The organism is Halalkalibacter sp. HAAS-P014, assembly GCF_056619965.1.
Genome location: NZ_JBWQTV010000003.1, coordinates 1 through 15,269, shown reverse-complemented (window position 1 = coordinate 15,269; position 15,269 = coordinate 1). Strand labels below are relative to the sequence as shown.

The window sequence follows — 15,269 nt, the reverse complement described above, 5'->3', positions numbered from 1 at the left end:
TAATTAGAATGATTGCGTAATTACCCCGTCACCATTATAATATATCTTGATGGAAGTATGTAAAGGAGTGTAAACAACAATCAATGGTATACTTATGGCTTATCCTACTTGGATTTTTAGCGTACACAGTGTTTAAGCGCTTTTACAATCCAAAATATTTAAAAACATTAACACAAGACGATTTTATTAAAGGTTATCGCAAGGCCCAACTAATTGATGTTCGTGAACCACGCGAGTTTGAAGGTGGGCATATTCTTGGAGCCAGAAACATTCCAATGTCACAACTTCGCCAACGCATTAACGAAGTTCGTAATGACCAACCCGTTTATCTTTATTGTCAGTCAGGCGCTCGTAGTAGACAAGCTGCTCAGGTTATAAAGAAAAAGCGTGGAGTCGAGGATATTTCACACTTAAAGGGTGGATTTAAGAAGTGGACAGGTAAAATAAAAAAGAAAAACTAATGAGCAGTTTTGCTCATTAGTCATTTAGGAGGCTGTCTAAAAAGGTTGGGTAACCTTTTTTAGACGTCTCCTTTTTCATATTTTAATATTGGCTTTCTTGCGGCAGTCGTTTCATCAAGTCTTGAAATAACCGTCGTATGAGGAGCTTCTTGAACAACCTCTGGGTTGTCTTCAACTTCACGGGCAATTTGTATCATCGCTTCAATAAATTCATCCAATGTCTCTTTTGATTCAGTTTCAGTTGGTTCAATCATCATACATTCCTCAACATTTAACGGAAAGTAAATCGTCGGGGGATGATAACCAAAATCCAATAAGCGTTTCGCAATATCTAACGTTCTTACTCCAAGTTTCTTTTGACGACGTCCTGAAATAACAAATTCATGCTTGCAATGTTGAGTGTATGGAAGGTCAAAATAAGGCTCGAGTCGTCTCATCATATAATTTGCATTTAAAACAGCATATTCAGAAACTTTACGTAAGCCCTCTGCGCCCATTGTCCGGATATAGGTATACGCACGAACATTAATACCATAGTTACCGTAATAAGGTTTCACGCGCCCGATCGAATGTGGACGATTGTAATCAAAATCATAGAGGCCATCTGGACGTTTAATGATCAACGGCTTTGGTAAATACGGAATTAATTCTTTCTTAACTCCTACAGGTCCAGATCCAGGACCACCTCCACCATGAGGACCAGTAAATGTTTTGTGCAAATTTAGATGAACCACATCAAACCCCATATCTCCTGGTCTTGTAATTCCTAAGATTGCATTTGAGTTAGCTCCATCATAATAGAGCTTTCCACCTGCACTATGAATAATTTCAGCCATCTCATCGATATATGTCTCAAACAAACCAAGTGTATTTGGATTTGTCAACATTAGAGCTGCGGTATCATTCCCAACAACTTCACGCAAATGATTTAAATCAACTAAACCTTGCTCATTCGTCTTTACAGTAATAGATTCAAAGCCAGCTACCGTTGCTGATGCTGGGTTTGTTCCATGCGCTGAATCAGGTACAATTACTTTTGTACGCTGGAAATCTCCATTTGCTTCATGATAAGCTCGTATCATCATCAATCCGGTCCACTCACCATGAGCCCCTGCTGCAGGCTGCAAGGTTACCTCATCCATACCTGTGATTTCTGCAAGTGACGTTTGAAGTTCATACAGTAATTCAAGTGCACCTTGCACTTGCTCCACAGGCTGATAAGGATGAATATTAGCTAGTCCTTCAATACGTGCTACATTTTCGTTTATTTTAGGGTTATATTTCATCGTGCACGATCCAAGAGGATAAAATCCAGAATCTACGCCGTGATTACGCTTCGATAACGCAGTATAGTGGCGCATGATCTCAAGTTCCGAAACTTCAGGCAATTCAGGCTCGACTTCTCGTATAAAATCTGTAGGAATCAAATCTTCAATTGCTTGTTCCTCGATGTCTAATGTTGGTAAACTATGACCCACTCGCCCTTTCTTACTACGTTCAAAAATTAGTGGTTGGTCTTTTGTCATCATAGTACGGCCCCCAATTCCTTAGCAAAATTCTCAATTTCTGCTTTTGTGCGAACTTCAGTAACAGCTAGTAACATATAACCTTCTAAGTTTTGATCATCACGACCTAGATCATATCCACCAATAAATCCTTTTTGGAGAAGGATTTCATTTACATCTGAAACAGGCCTTTTTACATTTACGACAAACTCATTAAAAGTTGGCTGTTCAGAGACGAGATCCACCCCTTGCTCTTTTAACTTCTTTTTCATATATGCTGCTTTTTGAACATTTTGAAAGGCCATTTCTCTTATTCCTTTTTTGCCAATTGCACTCATCGCGACCGAAGCAGCTAGCGCGTTTAACGCTTGATTTGAACAAATATTAGAAGTGGCCTTTTCTCGTCTAATATGTTGTTCACGAGCTTGAAGTGTTAAAACAAACCCTCTTTGTCCATGTTCATCTGTCGTTTGCCCAACTAGTCGCCCCGGCACCTTGCGCATTAATTTCTTAGTTGTTGCAAAATACCCACAATGTGGCCCCCCAAATTGAGTTGCAATTCCAAACGGTTGAGCATCCCCAACGACAATGTCAGCTCCGAACTCTCCCGGTGGCTTAAGAAGTCCTAAAGCTAGTGGATTACTTGAAACAACAAACATCGATTTATCTCTATGCGCAATGGCTTCTATCTCAGATAACGGTTCTAAGTTGCCATAAAAATTTGGATGTTGGATAACGACACATGCAGTATCATCTCCATACACTTCTTGTAACTGTTCTAAATCAGTTACACCATCATTCGTATCAATTTCAATTACATTCAGCCTTTGACCGATCGCATTTGTTTGCAGAACTTCTCGAGCTTCAGGATGTACAGCTTTTGAAACAAGAATCGTTTTCTTTTTTGTTTGTCCTGCACTAAGCATTGCTGCTTCAGCGAGAGCCGTCGGTCCATCATACATAGAAGAGTTAGCTAAATCCATTCCTGTAAGATTGCAAATCATTGTTTGAAATTCAAATATGGCTTGAAGTTCTCCTTGCGAGATTTCCGGTTGATAAGGAGTATACGCCGTATAAAATTCAGAACGAGATATTACATGATCAACTATTGATGGAATATAGTGTTCATATACACCTGCCCCTAAAAAGGACGGCTTTTGTTTTAGTGATACATTTTTGCTTGCTAACTCTTGAAAATAAGCAACAAGTTCTTGTTCTCTCAATGCATCTTTAATATTTAATTTTTCGCTAAATCTAATTTCCTTTGGAATATCGGAAAATAATTCTTCAATCGATTCAACACCGATTGTATTAAGCATTTCCTTTTGATCTTCCTCTGTCATCGGTAAATAACGGTGATTCATATATACTCCTCCTCTACGCCTTCTTATAAAATGGGGTTGGAACAACTTTTGCCTTTAAAAGCTTCTTCCTAACTTTTACTTCTACTTCACTTCCTAAAGCTGTGAAGTCTATGTCGAGTATAGCAAGTCCAACATTTTTCTTTAATGTTGGCGATTGCGTTCCTGAAGTAACGAAGCCAATTTGTTTACCATCAGAGAAAACCTCATACCCTGAGCGTGGGATTCCTTTATCTATCATTTCTAACCCAACTAACTTTCTAGATAAACCCGTTTCCTTCTGTTGTTTCAAAGCTTCTTTCCCAACAAAGTCCGCTTCCTTGTTCACTTTCACTGCAAATCCAATCCCAGCTTCAAGTGGAGAGATCTCTTTCGTAAGTTCTTGTCCATACAAAGGTAATCTCGCTTCAAAACGAAGGGTGTCGCGAGCACCAAGGCCACATGGGACAAGGCCATCATTTTTTCCTGCTTCAAGTAATATCTTCCATAGTTTTGGTGCTTCATCAGCCTGGCAATAAAGCTCAAATCCATCTTCACCCGTATAACCAGTTCTTGATACAAGGGCTTTGACCCCACCAATATCGACCTGATCTGCAAAGTGGAAAAAACGAATAGACGATAAATCAAATGATGTTTTCTTTTGAACTATACTTTCTGCCAAAGGCCCTTGGATTGCAAGTAACGCAAAATGATTCGATACATTTTCAACCTCTACACCTTCTGTCATATGTTTCAACAGCCATAGAACGTCTTTGTCAATATTCGAAGCATTTATGACCAGTAGATACTCATCAATAGCTTTTCGATATATGAGTAAGTCATCAACCGTACCACCATCCTCATAGCACATTGCTGTATATTGTGCCTGATTATCTCCAATTTTGGATAAATCATTTGTCATCATTTTTTGAAGATAAGCTAAAGCTTTTGGGCCTTTCACTTCTACTTCTCCCATATGTGAGACGTCAAATAACCCCACTTTTGTACGAACAGCTTCATGTTCTTCTTTTATACTAGAAAATTGAACAGGCAAATCCCATCCACCAAAGTCAATTGTTTTCACCCCATTTTCTTTATAAAAATCATATAACGGTGTGCGCTTTAATTCTGACATACTATAACCCCTCCTCGAACCTATTCTTATTAATACCTTCTAAATCTATTGAGATTGCATTAATACTACTAGATTAATCTTCAAAAAAAAGGACAGAGTTATACACGGGAAATGTGTATAACTCTGTCCTTCAACCAGAAAGTTTCCTATATTCAAAAAATATAGTGTCTTCGTAGGTGGCTCATATAAGCACTCTCCAGAGCTGCGTCAAATAAGAGTCTTTTTGCCTGAGAGATTCGCAGTTGATAACACATTATCAAGCGCTTGCTCCTTCGGCGTTGCATTCTATCTTGCAATCTCTCCCCTTATCCTCATTCGCACATATAAAATTCATTCGTTATGTATTGATACTCATGAATTTATGTAAGTTGGTACATACTACATGTATAACTTTCTTCCAAACAGGTAAATTAGGTAATTCGGATTTCTACTGATATCGTATCAAGATAGGGTCCCTTTGGCAACTATTTATTTCTTAAATCTTTTTATTTTATATTTTTTTCATGTTTTCATTCGGATATAGACTAAAGTTCGCTCGAAAGGAATGAGTTACATTGAATATTGATATACATTTTGATCAAAAGTGGAATGACACTTTCAAGGAGAGGCTAGAACAAGACGGACCGTGGTCGAACTGGGAACTATTTAAATTAGCGTATGAAGCTGAGCAACACCAAATTATTCCTGAGTTTCATGGTTTACAAGCTCCTAAGCACCTTCCACAACTAAAACCGTTCCCACATCAGATTGAAGTAGCTAATACGGTTATTGAACAAATGAATGGGAAGGCAATACTGGCAGACGAAGTGGGACTCGGAAAAACGATTGAGGCAGGACTAATTTTGAAAGAATATATGATTCGTGGACTAGTGAAAAAAGTCTTAATTCTCGTACCTGCGTCTCTTGTTTCACAGTGGGCAATTGAACTTAACACAAAGTTCCATATTCCCGCTGTTGCCCAGCGTAAATCGTATGTTTGGGAGCAATGCGACGTAGTAGTCGCATCTATTGATACAGCAAAAAGGCCTCCCCATCGTGAAATTGTACTAGATCAGCCTTATGATTTAGTTATTATTGACGAAGCGCATAAATTAAAAAATCCTAAAACGAAAAATTACGAATTTATCAAACATCTAAAGAAGAAATTTTGCCTATTGCTTACAGCAACACCGGTACAAAATAAACTAGAGGAAATTTTTAATTTGGTTTCATTGTTAAAACCTGGTCATCTCGGTGATATCACCTCTTTTGAAAAGGAGTATAGATCAAATAAACGATCCCCCAAAAATGAGGAGAAATTAAAAGAGTTGGTAAACAAGGTTATGGTTCGAAATCGTCGTGAGGAAACTGGGATCGAATGGACGAAACGAATTGTTAAAAATGTTCCAATTGACTTTAGTGAATCAGAACGTGCTTTTTATAATGAGATCGAAAAGTTAAAAGACGATTCCAATCATTTCGGCTTGCTCACTTTAAAAAGAGAGCTTTGCAGTAGTCGAGAAGCTGCTTTTATGACTTTGAAAAACATGATTGAACGAGCTCATGCTGATGGCCGTGCACTTCCACAGGCAGAAAAATTAATAAACAAAATCGGTGAAGTTGATGGACACGCAAAAGCAGAGAAAGCATTGGAGATTATTCAAAAGATAAACGACAAAGTTATTATCTTCACAGAATACCGAGCAACTCAGCTTTATTTACAATGGTTTCTTAAACAGAACGGAATATCTTCCGTCCCATTTAGAGGTGGTTTTAAAAGAGGAAAGAAAGATTGGATGCGTCAACTCTTTCAAAACCACGCCCAAGTCTTAATTGCTACAGAAGCCGGTGGTGAGGGGATTAATTTGCAGTTCTGCAGTCATATCATTAACTATGACCTACCTTGGAATCCTATGCGTATTGAGCAGCGAATTGGTCGTATTCATCGTCTTGGCCAACAAGAAGATGTTCACATCTACAATTTTGCTGTAAACGACACTGTAGAACAACACATTCTTAAATTACTATATGAGAAGATCCACCTCTTTGAAGCCGTTATTGGTGAACTAGATGATATATTAACAAAAATTGAACTTCCTTCTGTAGAAGAGCATGTACAGGATATCCTCTTGCAATCTGACTCTGAAGGAGAAATGAGAATAAAGTTTGATCATCTTGCAGCCATTATGAATGAGGCTGCAGAAGAAGCAGCTAAATCTAATGAGGAGGATCAAGTCGATGCAACAGCCTCAAGTTCATGACTTTTTAGAGAGATATTTTGTAGCGAATGATAGTCCGATTATTGAAAACCACCCTAGTTATTTAAAAGTACAACTATCTATCGAATTAGATAAGCTATTAATGAACAGACCTTTTTATTGGCATTACCTTGAAAAAACAGGTGGTGAGCCAAATCCAATGCAGGTTACATTTATCACCGATCAAAACAATGCACCTGATGACATGCGTGGCGAACAAATTCATTTCGGGGCACCAAGGCTGCGCCAGTTATTCTCTTCAACTCGCGAACTAGGAGGGTTCATTAGACTTTATGAGAATATTCATGCGTCGGGGCGAAAATCGATCCCCTTACAGCCATGGCTTTGCTTAAACATTAAGGTTTCCTTTCAATGTGACCGAAAAAAAGATGTCCTATTATCTTTAGGGCTCAATCTTATTCATGGACAAATTGTTCAACAGTTTTATGATAAGCTTTTGGAAAAAGAATTATCTCCTAATATTCCTGATTACTGCTTTAAACTCTCACCGCTAATTACGGTTCATAGTGGATTGATAAGATTGCAAAAGATGGTACAAACATACGCTGAAAATGAAGATAAATCATGGGCCGAAGAAGCAATTGAAAGATGGAATGCTGACTTAACTCTTCTCGAAAAGTTTTATGAAGATTACGAGGAAAAACCCGAAAGTTATCAAGTGGAAAAACAAGCACTTAAAGAACAATACGAACCGAACATACATGTATCTATCATTAACGGTGGAATGTTCTACTTAGAGCAACAAGTTTTTCAACCATAGGCACCAAAAAGGCAACTACAATATAGTAGTTGCCTTTTTTCATCAGTACTTCATTAAGTTGTAGGTGCTCCCCCACCTGTTGTAATGATTGAGATAATTGTAGCAATTGCAAACCAACCAAATACAACAAATGAGATTCCAGCAAAGCCTACTGCGAAAAAGTTTTTTCTGCGAACTTCACGCACAATTGCGGCCGCACACAAAAGCGCCGTTACTAACATGATAATAGAAAAGACCATTTTATCTTCCCTCCTTATGTAAAACTATGAACACAGCTTAACTAGTCCTATTATAAAGCCAATTGTGGACGTTGTCAGCCTAAAATTTGACGAAGTTAGAAAATATCCTCAATCTTTATGTTGGACATTTTGCATTTATTTTACTCTTTTTTTCTCGGTTTGTCGAGTTGCTTCTTGTATTGTATGATAGAAATAACCTTATAAGAATTGGAGGAAAATATATGAAATGGACACAAATTCCACTTGGGCCACTTCAGACAAACGCCTATGTCATTCAAAATGATCTAAAAGAAGCTATTATCATTGATCCTGGTGGTGATGGACAAGCATTTGTTCAATGGATTAAGTCTCAAGGGCTAAAACCACTCGCTATTTTATTAACCCATGCTCATTTTGATCATATCGGAGCAGTTGACGATGTACGTAATGAGTTCACTTGCCCCGTTTATTTACATAAGGAAGAGCAAGACTGGTTAATAGACCCAAATAAAAATGGTTCAGCACGTTTTATGGGGGAACAAGCCATTACAGTAAAGCCTGCTGATCATATTATTGAAAAAGAAGAGAATTTAACAATTGGATCGTTTACTTTTGCAATATATGAAACACCGGGTCATTCTCCTGGAAGTGTTTCCTACTATTTAAAAGATCATGAGATTGTTTTTTCGGGTGATGCTTTATTTGCACAGAGTATTGGAAGAACAGACTTACCTGGAGGAGATCACCAGTTATTGTTAAATAGTATCCATAAGAAGCTATTAGAATTACCAGAGACAACCGTCGTAGCTTGCGGACACGGACCAACTACAACTATTGACGCAGAAATGAACGGAAATCCTTTTCTAACAGGATTTTAATATGTAAGGGGCTGCTTTCTAAAGAGACAGCCTCTTTTCCATGTTAAAAGGGCCTTTAACAACGTAAAGGCCCAACGGGGAGTAAATCGTATTGATGTAAGAACCTTGAGGGGAGGGGGACTCCCAGTCAAAGACTCACCAATCTATTTCTATTGTATAAAATAGTTTACCACTATGTCAATAGTATTAACATTTAAAAGGAAAAAGAGAGAAACCGTGCCCAGTAAGGAGACGGTTTCTCTCTTTTACACATATGTAGTATGTGATTAATGCCCAAAACTTGGTACTAGTAAAAATGTTGAGTAATACGTGAAGCCTACGAAGAAAATCGTCAAATAGGCACCAAAAATGTACATGTATACACGTTCAGATAAATTCAGGTAGCTTAGTGCTAATAAAGCACCAGTTTGTGCAAAGAACAACAATGCTACATTATACATATTACCAACAAAGAATAGAACTGCAAAAATCCCAGTCCAAAAAGCTAAAACACGATACATACGATCCATTTGGGGTTCCCTCCTTCATTAACAAATTGCCTTGTTGCTGGCACTATTTGTTTAGGATATCAAATGATTAATACAAATTCATTATATACGACTACATCCTCACTGTAAATGCCTTCATGAATGTCAAAATTATAGCATTGTGAAAAGTTTATAACTTTATGATTGAATAGGAACATGCTTTTGCTCCAGGATCAGTCAGCTTTATATTCTCTTTAAGCATATGTTCTCCAAGAATGTATGCAAAAACACCTTTAAATAATTCATGATGCATTGAACAAAGTGAATTCGAATGCTCTGACATTAATTCCTTAAAAGTACAGTTATAAATGCTAAACTCAATTTGCTCTTTTTCAACTGAGTATTCGATATCAGGATTCAATCCCTGATTAATCGCAATTTGTTCAACCAGCTTTACTTTTTCTTCCATTGTGGATTTCATTAAATCAAATTTAAATTGTTTTACATATAACTCTGCACTTTCTCGACCATATTTATATCCAATTTTTTTTAATGCTTCTACACCCACATCGCCACTTTCCACTAACGCTTCTAATGACATCTTAGCTAGTCGCTGATAATCTCTATATGGAAATTGTAATTGAATTACTTCATCAGATAATTTATAAAACCTACTTGGTCGTCCACCTTTTCCTGTTTTTAATGTTTCGGAAACAATCATTTGTACATCTTCTAGTTTCGTCAGGTGAAGACGAGCAACATTTGGATGTATACTAAATTGATCTGCAATCTGTTGTACTGTCACGTTGTCACGTTGTTTCGAAATAAATTGGTATATAGAAAAACGCGTAGGATCAGATAATACATTTGTTATTTTTAGCGTATTTTGCTCCATAATTATTCACTCCCAAAAATTAACCGTACTTATCTTATTATATTATAGATATGGTAGTAAATAAATGTATTATTATTATATTTCACCATTTAATAACATAAAGAAAGGCGAAATGAGGAAATTTACTCCTCTTCGCCTTACTTATTTCGCTTCTTTCTCACCTTATGCTTTTTTAAGAACAGTGAAAGCCCTAAAGGGATAATACCAAAAGCATGAGAGATAAAAGGTTGTCGGTGCGCTTTTCGCTCTAACCTTTTTGTACGACGTTCTTCTTTGGGTTGGTCCATTCTCATAACAGCTTGCTGTGTTAAAAATTTAACATAATCATTTAATGACATTATTCATTCAACTCCTAGCCGTAGCCTAGGAGCTAGTCTACCCACTTTATGACACTTTTATAATAGACTTTATCTCATCAACAACTTGTTCAATTGTTTTACCAGTTGTATTCAAAATGATATCTGCTTGTTCATAATCCTCAAGCCTAGACTCATACAAGCTTTCAATTTTCTCTCGTTTCTGTTCGTGAATAAGAGGTCTAGTATCATCCCCTTCTAACCTTCTTAATAACTCCTCAAGATCCGACTTTAAATAAATAATAAGCCCTTGTGATTTCATCAATTTCCGATTATAAGGGTTGACAACAATTCCTCCACCTGTAGTAATAATTAGCTCTTCTCCTCTTATTTCTTTAAGAGCTTTAGTTTCTTGCTCCCGAAAATAGGACTCTCCTTTTGTTTGAAATAGCTCTGCTATCGTTTGCTTCTCCTTACTTTCAATCCAAGTATCTGTATCAATTATTTTATAGCCAAGCTCCTTTGCTAAAGCGTTTCCTATCGTTGTTTTTCCAGAACCCATAAACCCAGTGATATAATATTGACTTGACACGACTTAAACCTCCCAATAATTCTCAATTGTTTCTTTGTCCCAATCATAAATAAACTTAGCTCGCCTTTCATGTCCTGAAGCTAACTTTACATGTAAGGCAATCGTACTAATTCCGTTATTAAAGTCTTCTACTTTCAGTGTAACGGTCCCCGGTTCATATGAAAAGACAAGTTTTGCATTTACTTCTGGATTCAACTGGTTTTCTTGGATTTGCTCTATCCCGATAATCATAAGAGATTCAACTTGCATTAATCGCTCTTGCTGAAATATGAAGTGTTTTTCTTTTGTATAAATAGAGACTTGGTGAAAAAGCACTTGAATAATTAGGAGACAAATCAATAATGTAAAAGGATAAATAAAACCTTTCTCATTGTTCAGGTTCAATCTCCCCCTTTTCTCGAAACTAAGTAAGGCACACAAAGATTCATTTTTATTAAGAATTTCATTCAATCACCTAATGATTTACTGTTAGGGAGTAAAATAGAACGTTCAGCCCTATACCCGTTTAATAACTCTACTTCACACTTGATGACGATCGGTGCTGTTAAACGACAGGAAAACATTCGAACTTGCTCAAGTAAAGGAACATGTCCTTCCTTATTTCTCGTTCTCCTAATTTGTTGAGATGCTGTTAACCCTATTTCAATTGTGTCGTTATCAAACATAGTAAGCACTAATACTCCATCCTTTATTTCTGCTTGAGTAGCTTCTCTTGAGTCATTTGTTAATTGGTTAAAAAACACTATAACTTGTTGAGATGATATCGATTCTACTTGATATCCAGTCGACCTTGTTTTCAAAAGTGTTGGGATAATTGAAAGAATGATTAAAAGGATGGAAAGTGTAATCAGCATCTCAACTAAAGTAAATCCTTTTTCATTTTGAGGTGAGGATACATTGTTCATATGCCCTCCCATTTTTCCCTGTCCAACTAGCACAATATTTCAGCAAGTTTTCATCAACTTCAATAATATTTATCTCAATATCTTCATCTGCATTAACATCAACAACTAAACCGACCTTCGATTGATGAACGATCTCTTCTAACAAGAATAGTACGTTTTCTTCTTGGCGTATTGATACTCTTTCTTGGTTAATGCTAATAATAAGTGGTAAAACAGAAGCGCTAAATAACACTAACAACATTAATGCACTCAGCACTTCGATTAAAGTGAACCCAGAATTACATCTTTCTATAAGATACCATTCCTTTCCCTAAATAAATTGTAAATTGATAGCGATAGGAGCCTATCCGTAATTGAAACGTACCAGAATGACTTGGATTCCCGTTAGGCAAAAAAGATATATTCGAGGGAGTTAAAGTCTGGTGTTGGATGCTCATATCTTCATATTGATAAGGAGTCACTAGATAATTGTCAAAAACATTAAACCTTATCCTTATTTCGTTTTCATCATTGTCCATGTATAAGTAAACACGCTTTCCTGTTGACATGGCAACTTGCTGCGCTAGTAGGACTTGTTCTTTTACTTGCTTTGCTACTATGTCAGCTTCTCTTTCAGTTAAATTATTTAGGTTAGTGGATATTGTTATGGATGGAATTAGAAGAATAATGGAGAGAATCGATAATGTAAGAAGCAATTCAATGAGCGTATATCCTGATTCAGTTGAGTTCATTTTTAAGGCGCTTTTACTTTCACTTCTTTCTGGTCATAAATAAGCTCTGTGTTATCAGGACATTTAATCGAATCAACGTAGTCAGTTTTAAGTACCTCAAGATCAGTTAATGTTTGTCCTGTTTCTAATTCATAAGCATGCACTTGCGCTTGAACTAACTTAATTGTAGCCTCGCAACCTTTTTCAGCAGCAACATCATTATTACGGGACAAGTTCGGAACTGCAATTAGCAGTAGGACGGTGATGATCATGAGAACAATAAGCATTTCAACAAGTGTAAACCCTTTTTCATTTTTCACTTTGATCACCTCTGAGGAATTTTAGGTTGTAGAGTATATCGGGGACAAATTTAAAATCTTAATAGCTTAGAATCCTCCTTTCATTTTATTATTTGATATAATTAGACAAAGAAATACAAATCCCTTCTTAAATATTAAATTTTTTTGGAAAGGTTCCTACGTTATGAAATCTTTGCTTTTATTTTTCATTCATTTATATCAACGTATTATTTCACCATTAAAACCTCCGACTTGTCGTTTCTATCCAACATGCTCTCATTACGGGTTAGAGGCCATTAGACGTTTTGGAGCTTTAAAAGGAGGTTGGTTAACACTTAAAAGAATATGTAAGTGTCACCCATTTCATCCAGGAGGAATTGATCCCGTTCCTGAAAAAAAGAAATAAAAAAACCATACTTAATTAAGTATGGTTTTTTACCTATAAATGCGGGTGAAGGGAGTCGAACCCCCACGTCATAAGACACTAGATCCTAAGTCTAGCGCGTCTGCCAATTCCGCCACACCCGCACAGTTAGAGTAAGTGGTGAGCCATGAAGGACTCGAACCTTCGACCCTCTGATTAAAAGTCAGATGCTCTACCAACTGAGCTAATGGCTCTTGCTGTTATTTCAATGAAGTATTTCATGATGGCTACGGACGATGTCTCGCTCCGTGGTCCTACCTGTTCTTTCCTCTTCTCGTAATGCTCTGTTGCTTGCTGTGTCAGAACAACTCGTAGAAGTTCAAGTAGCTTTGCTCGTAACTGAGCTAATGGCTCTTGCTGTTATTTCAATGAAGTATTTCATGATGGCTACGGACGATGTCTCGCTCCGTGGTCCTACCTTAAATTTCATTAAAGACTATCTATACTTCAAAATGGTGACCCGTACGGGATTCGAACCCGTGTTACCGCCGTGAAAGGGCGGTGTCTTAACCGCTTGACCAACGGGCCAATCAATATTACAACTTGTTCATGGCGGAGAAGGAGGGATTTGAACCCTCGCGCCGCGTAAACGACCTACACCCTTAGCAGGGGCGCCCCTTCAGCCACTTGGGTACTTCTCCATGGCTCCACAGGTAGGACTCGAACCTACGACCGATCGGTTAACAGCCGATTGCTCTACCACTGAGCTACTGTGGAATAATATGGGCCTGAGTGGACTCGAACCACCGACCTCACGCTTATCAGGCGTGCGCTCTAACCAGCTGAGCTACAGGCCCACAGTAATGTATAAAAGCGGGTGATGAGAATCGAACTCACGACATCAGCTTGGAAGGCTGAGGTTTTACCACTAAACTACACCCGCATATTGTCTGTAAAAATAGGTGGCGCGCCCTGAGAGATTCGAACTCCCGACCTTTTGATTCGTAGTCAAACACTCTATCCAGCTGAGCTAAGGGCGCTTATAAAAAGCGGAAGACGAGATTCGAACTCGCGACCCCCACCTTGGCAAGGTGGTGTTCTACCACTGAACTACTTCCGCATGAATGGCTGGGCTAGCAGGATTCGAACCTACGCATGACGGAATCAAAATCCGTTGCCTTACCGCTTGGCGATAGCCCAACATTATAATGGGGCGGCTGATGGGAATTGAACCCACGAATGCCGGAATCACAATCCGGTGCGTTAACCACTTCGCCACAACCGCCATAATCAAGGAACTGGTGGAGGGGGACGGATTCGAACCGCCGAACCCGGAGGGAGCGGATTTACAGTCCGCCGCGTTTAGCCACTTCGCTACCCCTCCACAAGGGAATAAACCAACATTCCTTTTAAGGTTGGCGGTCCGGACGGGACTCGAACCCGCGACCTCCTGCGTGACAGGCAGGCATTCTAACCAACTGAACTACCGGACCATTTGGTATTGCGGGGGACGGATTTGAACCGCCGACCTTCGGGTTATGAGCCCGACGAGCTACCAGACTGCTCCACCCCGCGTCGTTATATAGTATTAAGATGATGCTGTTTCGAAGGTGTTATCCCTTCTTCTTCCAGCTTTATGTTGTTGTTTTAATTAATATATGGCGGAGGAAGAGGGATTCGAACCCCCGCGCGGTTTAACCCGCCTGTCGGTTTTCAAGACCGATCCCTTCAGCCAGACTTGGGTATTCCTCCAATAAAATTAACTACTAAAATGGTGGAGCCTAGCGGGATCGAACCGCTGACCTCCTGCGTGCAAGGCAGGCGCTCTCCCAGCTGAGCTAAGGCCCCATTAATAGTGGGACTAAAACTAGTCCCATAAACAGCCTGGCAACGTCCTACTCTCACAGGGGGAAACCCCCAACTACCATCGGCGCAAAAGAGCTTAACGACCGTGTTCGGCATGGGAACGGGTGTGACCTCTTTGCTATCGCCACCAGACTATTTTGTTAAGAGAAAATGGTTCTCTCAAAACTAGATAATGCTCTATAGAAACATGTCAAGAATATATTGGATAAGTCCTCGACCGATTAGTATCTGTCAGCTCCACGTGTCGCCACGCTTCCACACCAGACCTATCAACCTCATCATCTCTAAGGGGTCTTACTGGATTAACTCCATGGGAAATC

At 38.5% G+C, this 15,269-nt stretch carries 18 protein-coding genes, 16 tRNA genes, 2 rRNA genes and 1 riboswitch; of the genes, 5 read left to right on the top strand and 31 right to left on the bottom strand.

The features are described from left to right. Positions 1 to 83 precede the first annotated feature (83 nt). Positions 84 to 461 carry a rhodanese-like domain-containing protein gene (locus AC1FXZ_RS02650; RefSeq protein WP_480050722.1) on the top strand — a complete coding sequence of 126 codons (378 nt, stop codon included), beginning with the start codon at positions 84 to 86 and terminating at the stop codon, positions 459 to 461. A 59-nt stretch (positions 462 to 520) separates the two neighbouring features. Here AC1FXZ_RS02650 and gcvPB read toward each other — a convergent pair whose 3' ends face one another. From gcvPB to gcvT, 3 genes are read right to left on the bottom strand one after another with little or no spacing between them, the layout of a single operon-like run. Beyond that, positions 521 to 1,990 carry an aminomethyl-transferring glycine dehydrogenase subunit GcvPB gene (gene gcvPB, locus AC1FXZ_RS02645; RefSeq protein WP_480050720.1) on the bottom strand — a complete coding sequence of 490 codons (1,470 nt, stop codon included), beginning with the start codon at positions 1,988 to 1,990 and terminating at the stop codon, positions 521 to 523. Beyond that, positions 1,987 to 3,330: an aminomethyl-transferring glycine dehydrogenase subunit GcvPA gene (gcvPA, locus tag AC1FXZ_RS02640; protein ID WP_480050718.1), complete on the bottom strand. Its 1,344-nt coding sequence runs from the start codon at positions 3,328 to 3,330 to the stop codon at positions 1,987 to 1,989. The genes gcvPB and gcvPA overlap by 4 nt, the downstream gene beginning before the upstream one ends. 13 nt (positions 3,331 to 3,343) lie before the next feature. Further along, positions 3,344 to 4,441, bottom strand: coding sequence for a glycine cleavage system aminomethyltransferase GcvT (gcvT, locus tag AC1FXZ_RS02635; RefSeq protein ID WP_480050716.1), 1,098 nt, complete (start codon positions 4,439 to 4,441; stop codon positions 3,344 to 3,346). 205 nt (positions 4,442 to 4,646) lie between these two features. Then, a riboswitch (glycine riboswitch) is annotated at positions 4,647 to 4,756 on the bottom strand. A 239-nt stretch (positions 4,757 to 4,995) separates the two neighbouring features. Between gcvT and AC1FXZ_RS02630 the strand changes: the two genes are divergently transcribed. Continuing rightward, complete coding sequence (locus AC1FXZ_RS02630) at positions 4,996 to 6,681, top strand: DEAD/DEAH box helicase (protein ID WP_480050714.1); 1,686 nt, start codon at positions 4,996 to 4,998, stop codon at positions 6,679 to 6,681. Then, the gene (locus tag AC1FXZ_RS02625; RefSeq protein ID WP_480050712.1) at positions 6,659 to 7,459 is read left to right on the top strand and encodes a YqhG family protein; all 801 of its coding nucleotides are present in this window, start codon (positions 6,659 to 6,661) and stop codon (positions 7,457 to 7,459) included. Before AC1FXZ_RS02630 ends, AC1FXZ_RS02625 begins: the two co-directional genes overlap by 23 nt. A gap of 53 nt (positions 7,460 to 7,512) precedes the next feature. On the opposite strand, the gene AC1FXZ_RS02620 is transcribed toward AC1FXZ_RS02625, so the two are convergent. Continuing rightward, the gene (locus tag AC1FXZ_RS02620) at positions 7,513 to 7,698 is read right to left on the bottom strand and encodes a DUF2759 family protein (RefSeq protein ID WP_480050710.1); all 186 of its coding nucleotides are present in this window, start codon (positions 7,696 to 7,698) and stop codon (positions 7,513 to 7,515) included. Between the two features lie 221 nt (positions 7,699 to 7,919). On the opposite strand from AC1FXZ_RS02620, the gene AC1FXZ_RS02615 reads away from it, so the two are divergent. Further along, positions 7,920 to 8,555: an MBL fold metallo-hydrolase gene (locus AC1FXZ_RS02615; protein ID WP_480050708.1), complete on the top strand. Its 636-nt coding sequence runs from the start codon at positions 7,920 to 7,922 to the stop codon at positions 8,553 to 8,555. Between the two features lie 266 nt (positions 8,556 to 8,821). Here the strand turns inward: AC1FXZ_RS02615 and AC1FXZ_RS02610 are convergent, their stop codons facing one another. The 9 genes from AC1FXZ_RS02610 to comGC form a co-directional block, all read right to left on the bottom strand. Next, the gene (locus AC1FXZ_RS02610; protein WP_480050706.1) at positions 8,822 to 9,064 is read right to left on the bottom strand and encodes a DUF2626 domain-containing protein; all 243 of its coding nucleotides are present in this window, start codon (positions 9,062 to 9,064) and stop codon (positions 8,822 to 8,824) included. Between the two features lie 148 nt (positions 9,065 to 9,212). Continuing rightward, on the bottom strand, positions 9,213 to 9,917 hold the full coding sequence (locus tag AC1FXZ_RS02605; RefSeq protein ID WP_480050704.1) for a helix-turn-helix transcriptional regulator: 705 nt from the start codon (positions 9,915 to 9,917) through the stop codon (positions 9,213 to 9,215). A gap of 137 nt (positions 9,918 to 10,054) precedes the next feature. Continuing rightward, positions 10,055 to 10,255: a YqzE family protein gene (locus AC1FXZ_RS02600; protein WP_480050702.1), complete on the bottom strand. Its 201-nt coding sequence runs from the start codon at positions 10,253 to 10,255 to the stop codon at positions 10,055 to 10,057. A gap of 46 nt (positions 10,256 to 10,301) precedes the next feature. Then, a complete protein-coding gene (locus AC1FXZ_RS02595) occupies positions 10,302 to 10,805 on the bottom strand; it encodes a shikimate kinase (protein WP_480050701.1) in 504 nt (167 codons plus the stop codon). 3 nt (positions 10,806 to 10,808) lie between these two features. Then, entirely contained in the window at positions 10,809 to 11,189 is a 381-nt protein-coding gene (comGG, locus tag AC1FXZ_RS02590; RefSeq protein ID WP_480050699.1) for a competence type IV pilus minor pilin ComGG, read from the bottom strand. A gap of 62 nt (positions 11,190 to 11,251) precedes the next feature. Then, positions 11,252 to 11,710 (bottom strand): competence type IV pilus minor pilin ComGF, encoded by a 459-nt coding sequence (gene comGF, locus AC1FXZ_RS02585; protein WP_480050697.1) that lies wholly within the window; start codon positions 11,708 to 11,710, stop codon positions 11,252 to 11,254. Continuing rightward, positions 11,682 to 12,002: a prepilin-type N-terminal cleavage/methylation domain-containing protein gene (locus AC1FXZ_RS02580; RefSeq protein ID WP_480051088.1), complete on the bottom strand. Its 321-nt coding sequence runs from the start codon at positions 12,000 to 12,002 to the stop codon at positions 11,682 to 11,684. Before AC1FXZ_RS02580 ends, comGF begins: the two co-directional genes overlap by 29 nt. Then, complete coding sequence (gene comGD, locus AC1FXZ_RS02575; RefSeq protein WP_480050695.1) at positions 11,989 to 12,441, bottom strand: competence type IV pilus minor pilin ComGD; 453 nt, start codon at positions 12,439 to 12,441, stop codon at positions 11,989 to 11,991. The genes AC1FXZ_RS02580 and comGD overlap by 14 nt, the downstream gene beginning before the upstream one ends. 2 nt (positions 12,442 to 12,443) lie before the next feature. Continuing rightward, entirely contained in the window at positions 12,444 to 12,740 is a 297-nt protein-coding gene (gene comGC, locus AC1FXZ_RS02570; RefSeq protein WP_480050693.1) for a competence type IV pilus major pilin ComGC, read from the bottom strand. Between the two features lie 163 nt (positions 12,741 to 12,903). Between comGC and yidD the strand changes: the two genes are divergently transcribed. Continuing rightward, positions 12,904 to 13,125 (top strand): membrane protein insertion efficiency factor YidD, encoded by a 222-nt coding sequence (yidD, locus tag AC1FXZ_RS02565; protein ID WP_480050691.1) that lies wholly within the window; start codon positions 12,904 to 12,906, stop codon positions 13,123 to 13,125. Positions 13,126 to 13,165: 40 nt separating this feature from the next. Here yidD and AC1FXZ_RS02560 read toward each other — a convergent pair. The 18 genes from AC1FXZ_RS02560 to AC1FXZ_RS02475 all read right to left on the bottom strand — a co-directional run. Further along, positions 13,166 to 13,247, bottom strand: a tRNA-Leu gene (locus AC1FXZ_RS02560). Positions 13,248 to 13,261: 14 nt separating this feature from the next. Next, positions 13,262 to 13,337, bottom strand: a tRNA-Lys gene (locus AC1FXZ_RS02555). A gap of 259 nt (positions 13,338 to 13,596) precedes the next feature. Next, positions 13,597 to 13,671, bottom strand: a tRNA-Glu gene (locus AC1FXZ_RS02550). 22 nt (positions 13,672 to 13,693) lie between these two features. Beyond that, positions 13,694 to 13,784 (bottom strand) — tRNA-Ser (locus AC1FXZ_RS02545). Between the two features lies 1 nt (position 13,785). Continuing rightward, positions 13,786 to 13,860: transfer RNA gene (locus AC1FXZ_RS02540), tRNA-Asn, on the bottom strand. 6 nt (positions 13,861 to 13,866) lie between these two features. Then, a tRNA-Ile gene (locus AC1FXZ_RS02535) sits at positions 13,867 to 13,940 on the bottom strand. A 15-nt stretch (positions 13,941 to 13,955) separates the two neighbouring features. Beyond that, a tRNA-Gly gene (locus AC1FXZ_RS02530) sits at positions 13,956 to 14,026 on the bottom strand. A gap of 20 nt (positions 14,027 to 14,046) precedes the next feature. Further along, a tRNA-Arg gene (locus tag AC1FXZ_RS02525) sits at positions 14,047 to 14,123 on the bottom strand. Between the two features lie 8 nt (positions 14,124 to 14,131). Next, positions 14,132 to 14,203 (bottom strand) — tRNA-Gly (locus AC1FXZ_RS02520). Between the two features lie 5 nt (positions 14,204 to 14,208). Further along, positions 14,209 to 14,283 (bottom strand) — tRNA-Gln (locus AC1FXZ_RS02515). Positions 14,284 to 14,292: 9 nt separating this feature from the next. After that, positions 14,293 to 14,368, bottom strand: a tRNA-His gene (locus AC1FXZ_RS02510). A 14-nt stretch (positions 14,369 to 14,382) separates the two neighbouring features. Beyond that, positions 14,383 to 14,467 (bottom strand) — tRNA-Tyr (locus AC1FXZ_RS02505). Positions 14,468 to 14,499: 32 nt separating this feature from the next. Further along, positions 14,500 to 14,576: transfer RNA gene (locus AC1FXZ_RS02500), tRNA-Asp, on the bottom strand. An 8-nt stretch (positions 14,577 to 14,584) separates the two neighbouring features. Continuing rightward, a tRNA-Met gene (locus AC1FXZ_RS02495) sits at positions 14,585 to 14,658 on the bottom strand. Positions 14,659 to 14,742: 84 nt separating this feature from the next. Next, positions 14,743 to 14,835, bottom strand: a tRNA-Ser gene (locus AC1FXZ_RS02490). 20 nt (positions 14,836 to 14,855) lie between these two features. After that, a tRNA-Ala gene (locus AC1FXZ_RS02485) sits at positions 14,856 to 14,931 on the bottom strand. Positions 14,932 to 14,965: 34 nt separating this feature from the next. Beyond that, positions 14,966 to 15,081 (bottom strand): 5S ribosomal RNA (gene rrf, locus AC1FXZ_RS02480). Positions 15,082 to 15,150: 69 nt separating this feature from the next. Next, a 23S ribosomal RNA gene (locus tag AC1FXZ_RS02475) occupies positions 15,151 to 15,269 on the bottom strand; the annotation flags it as partial.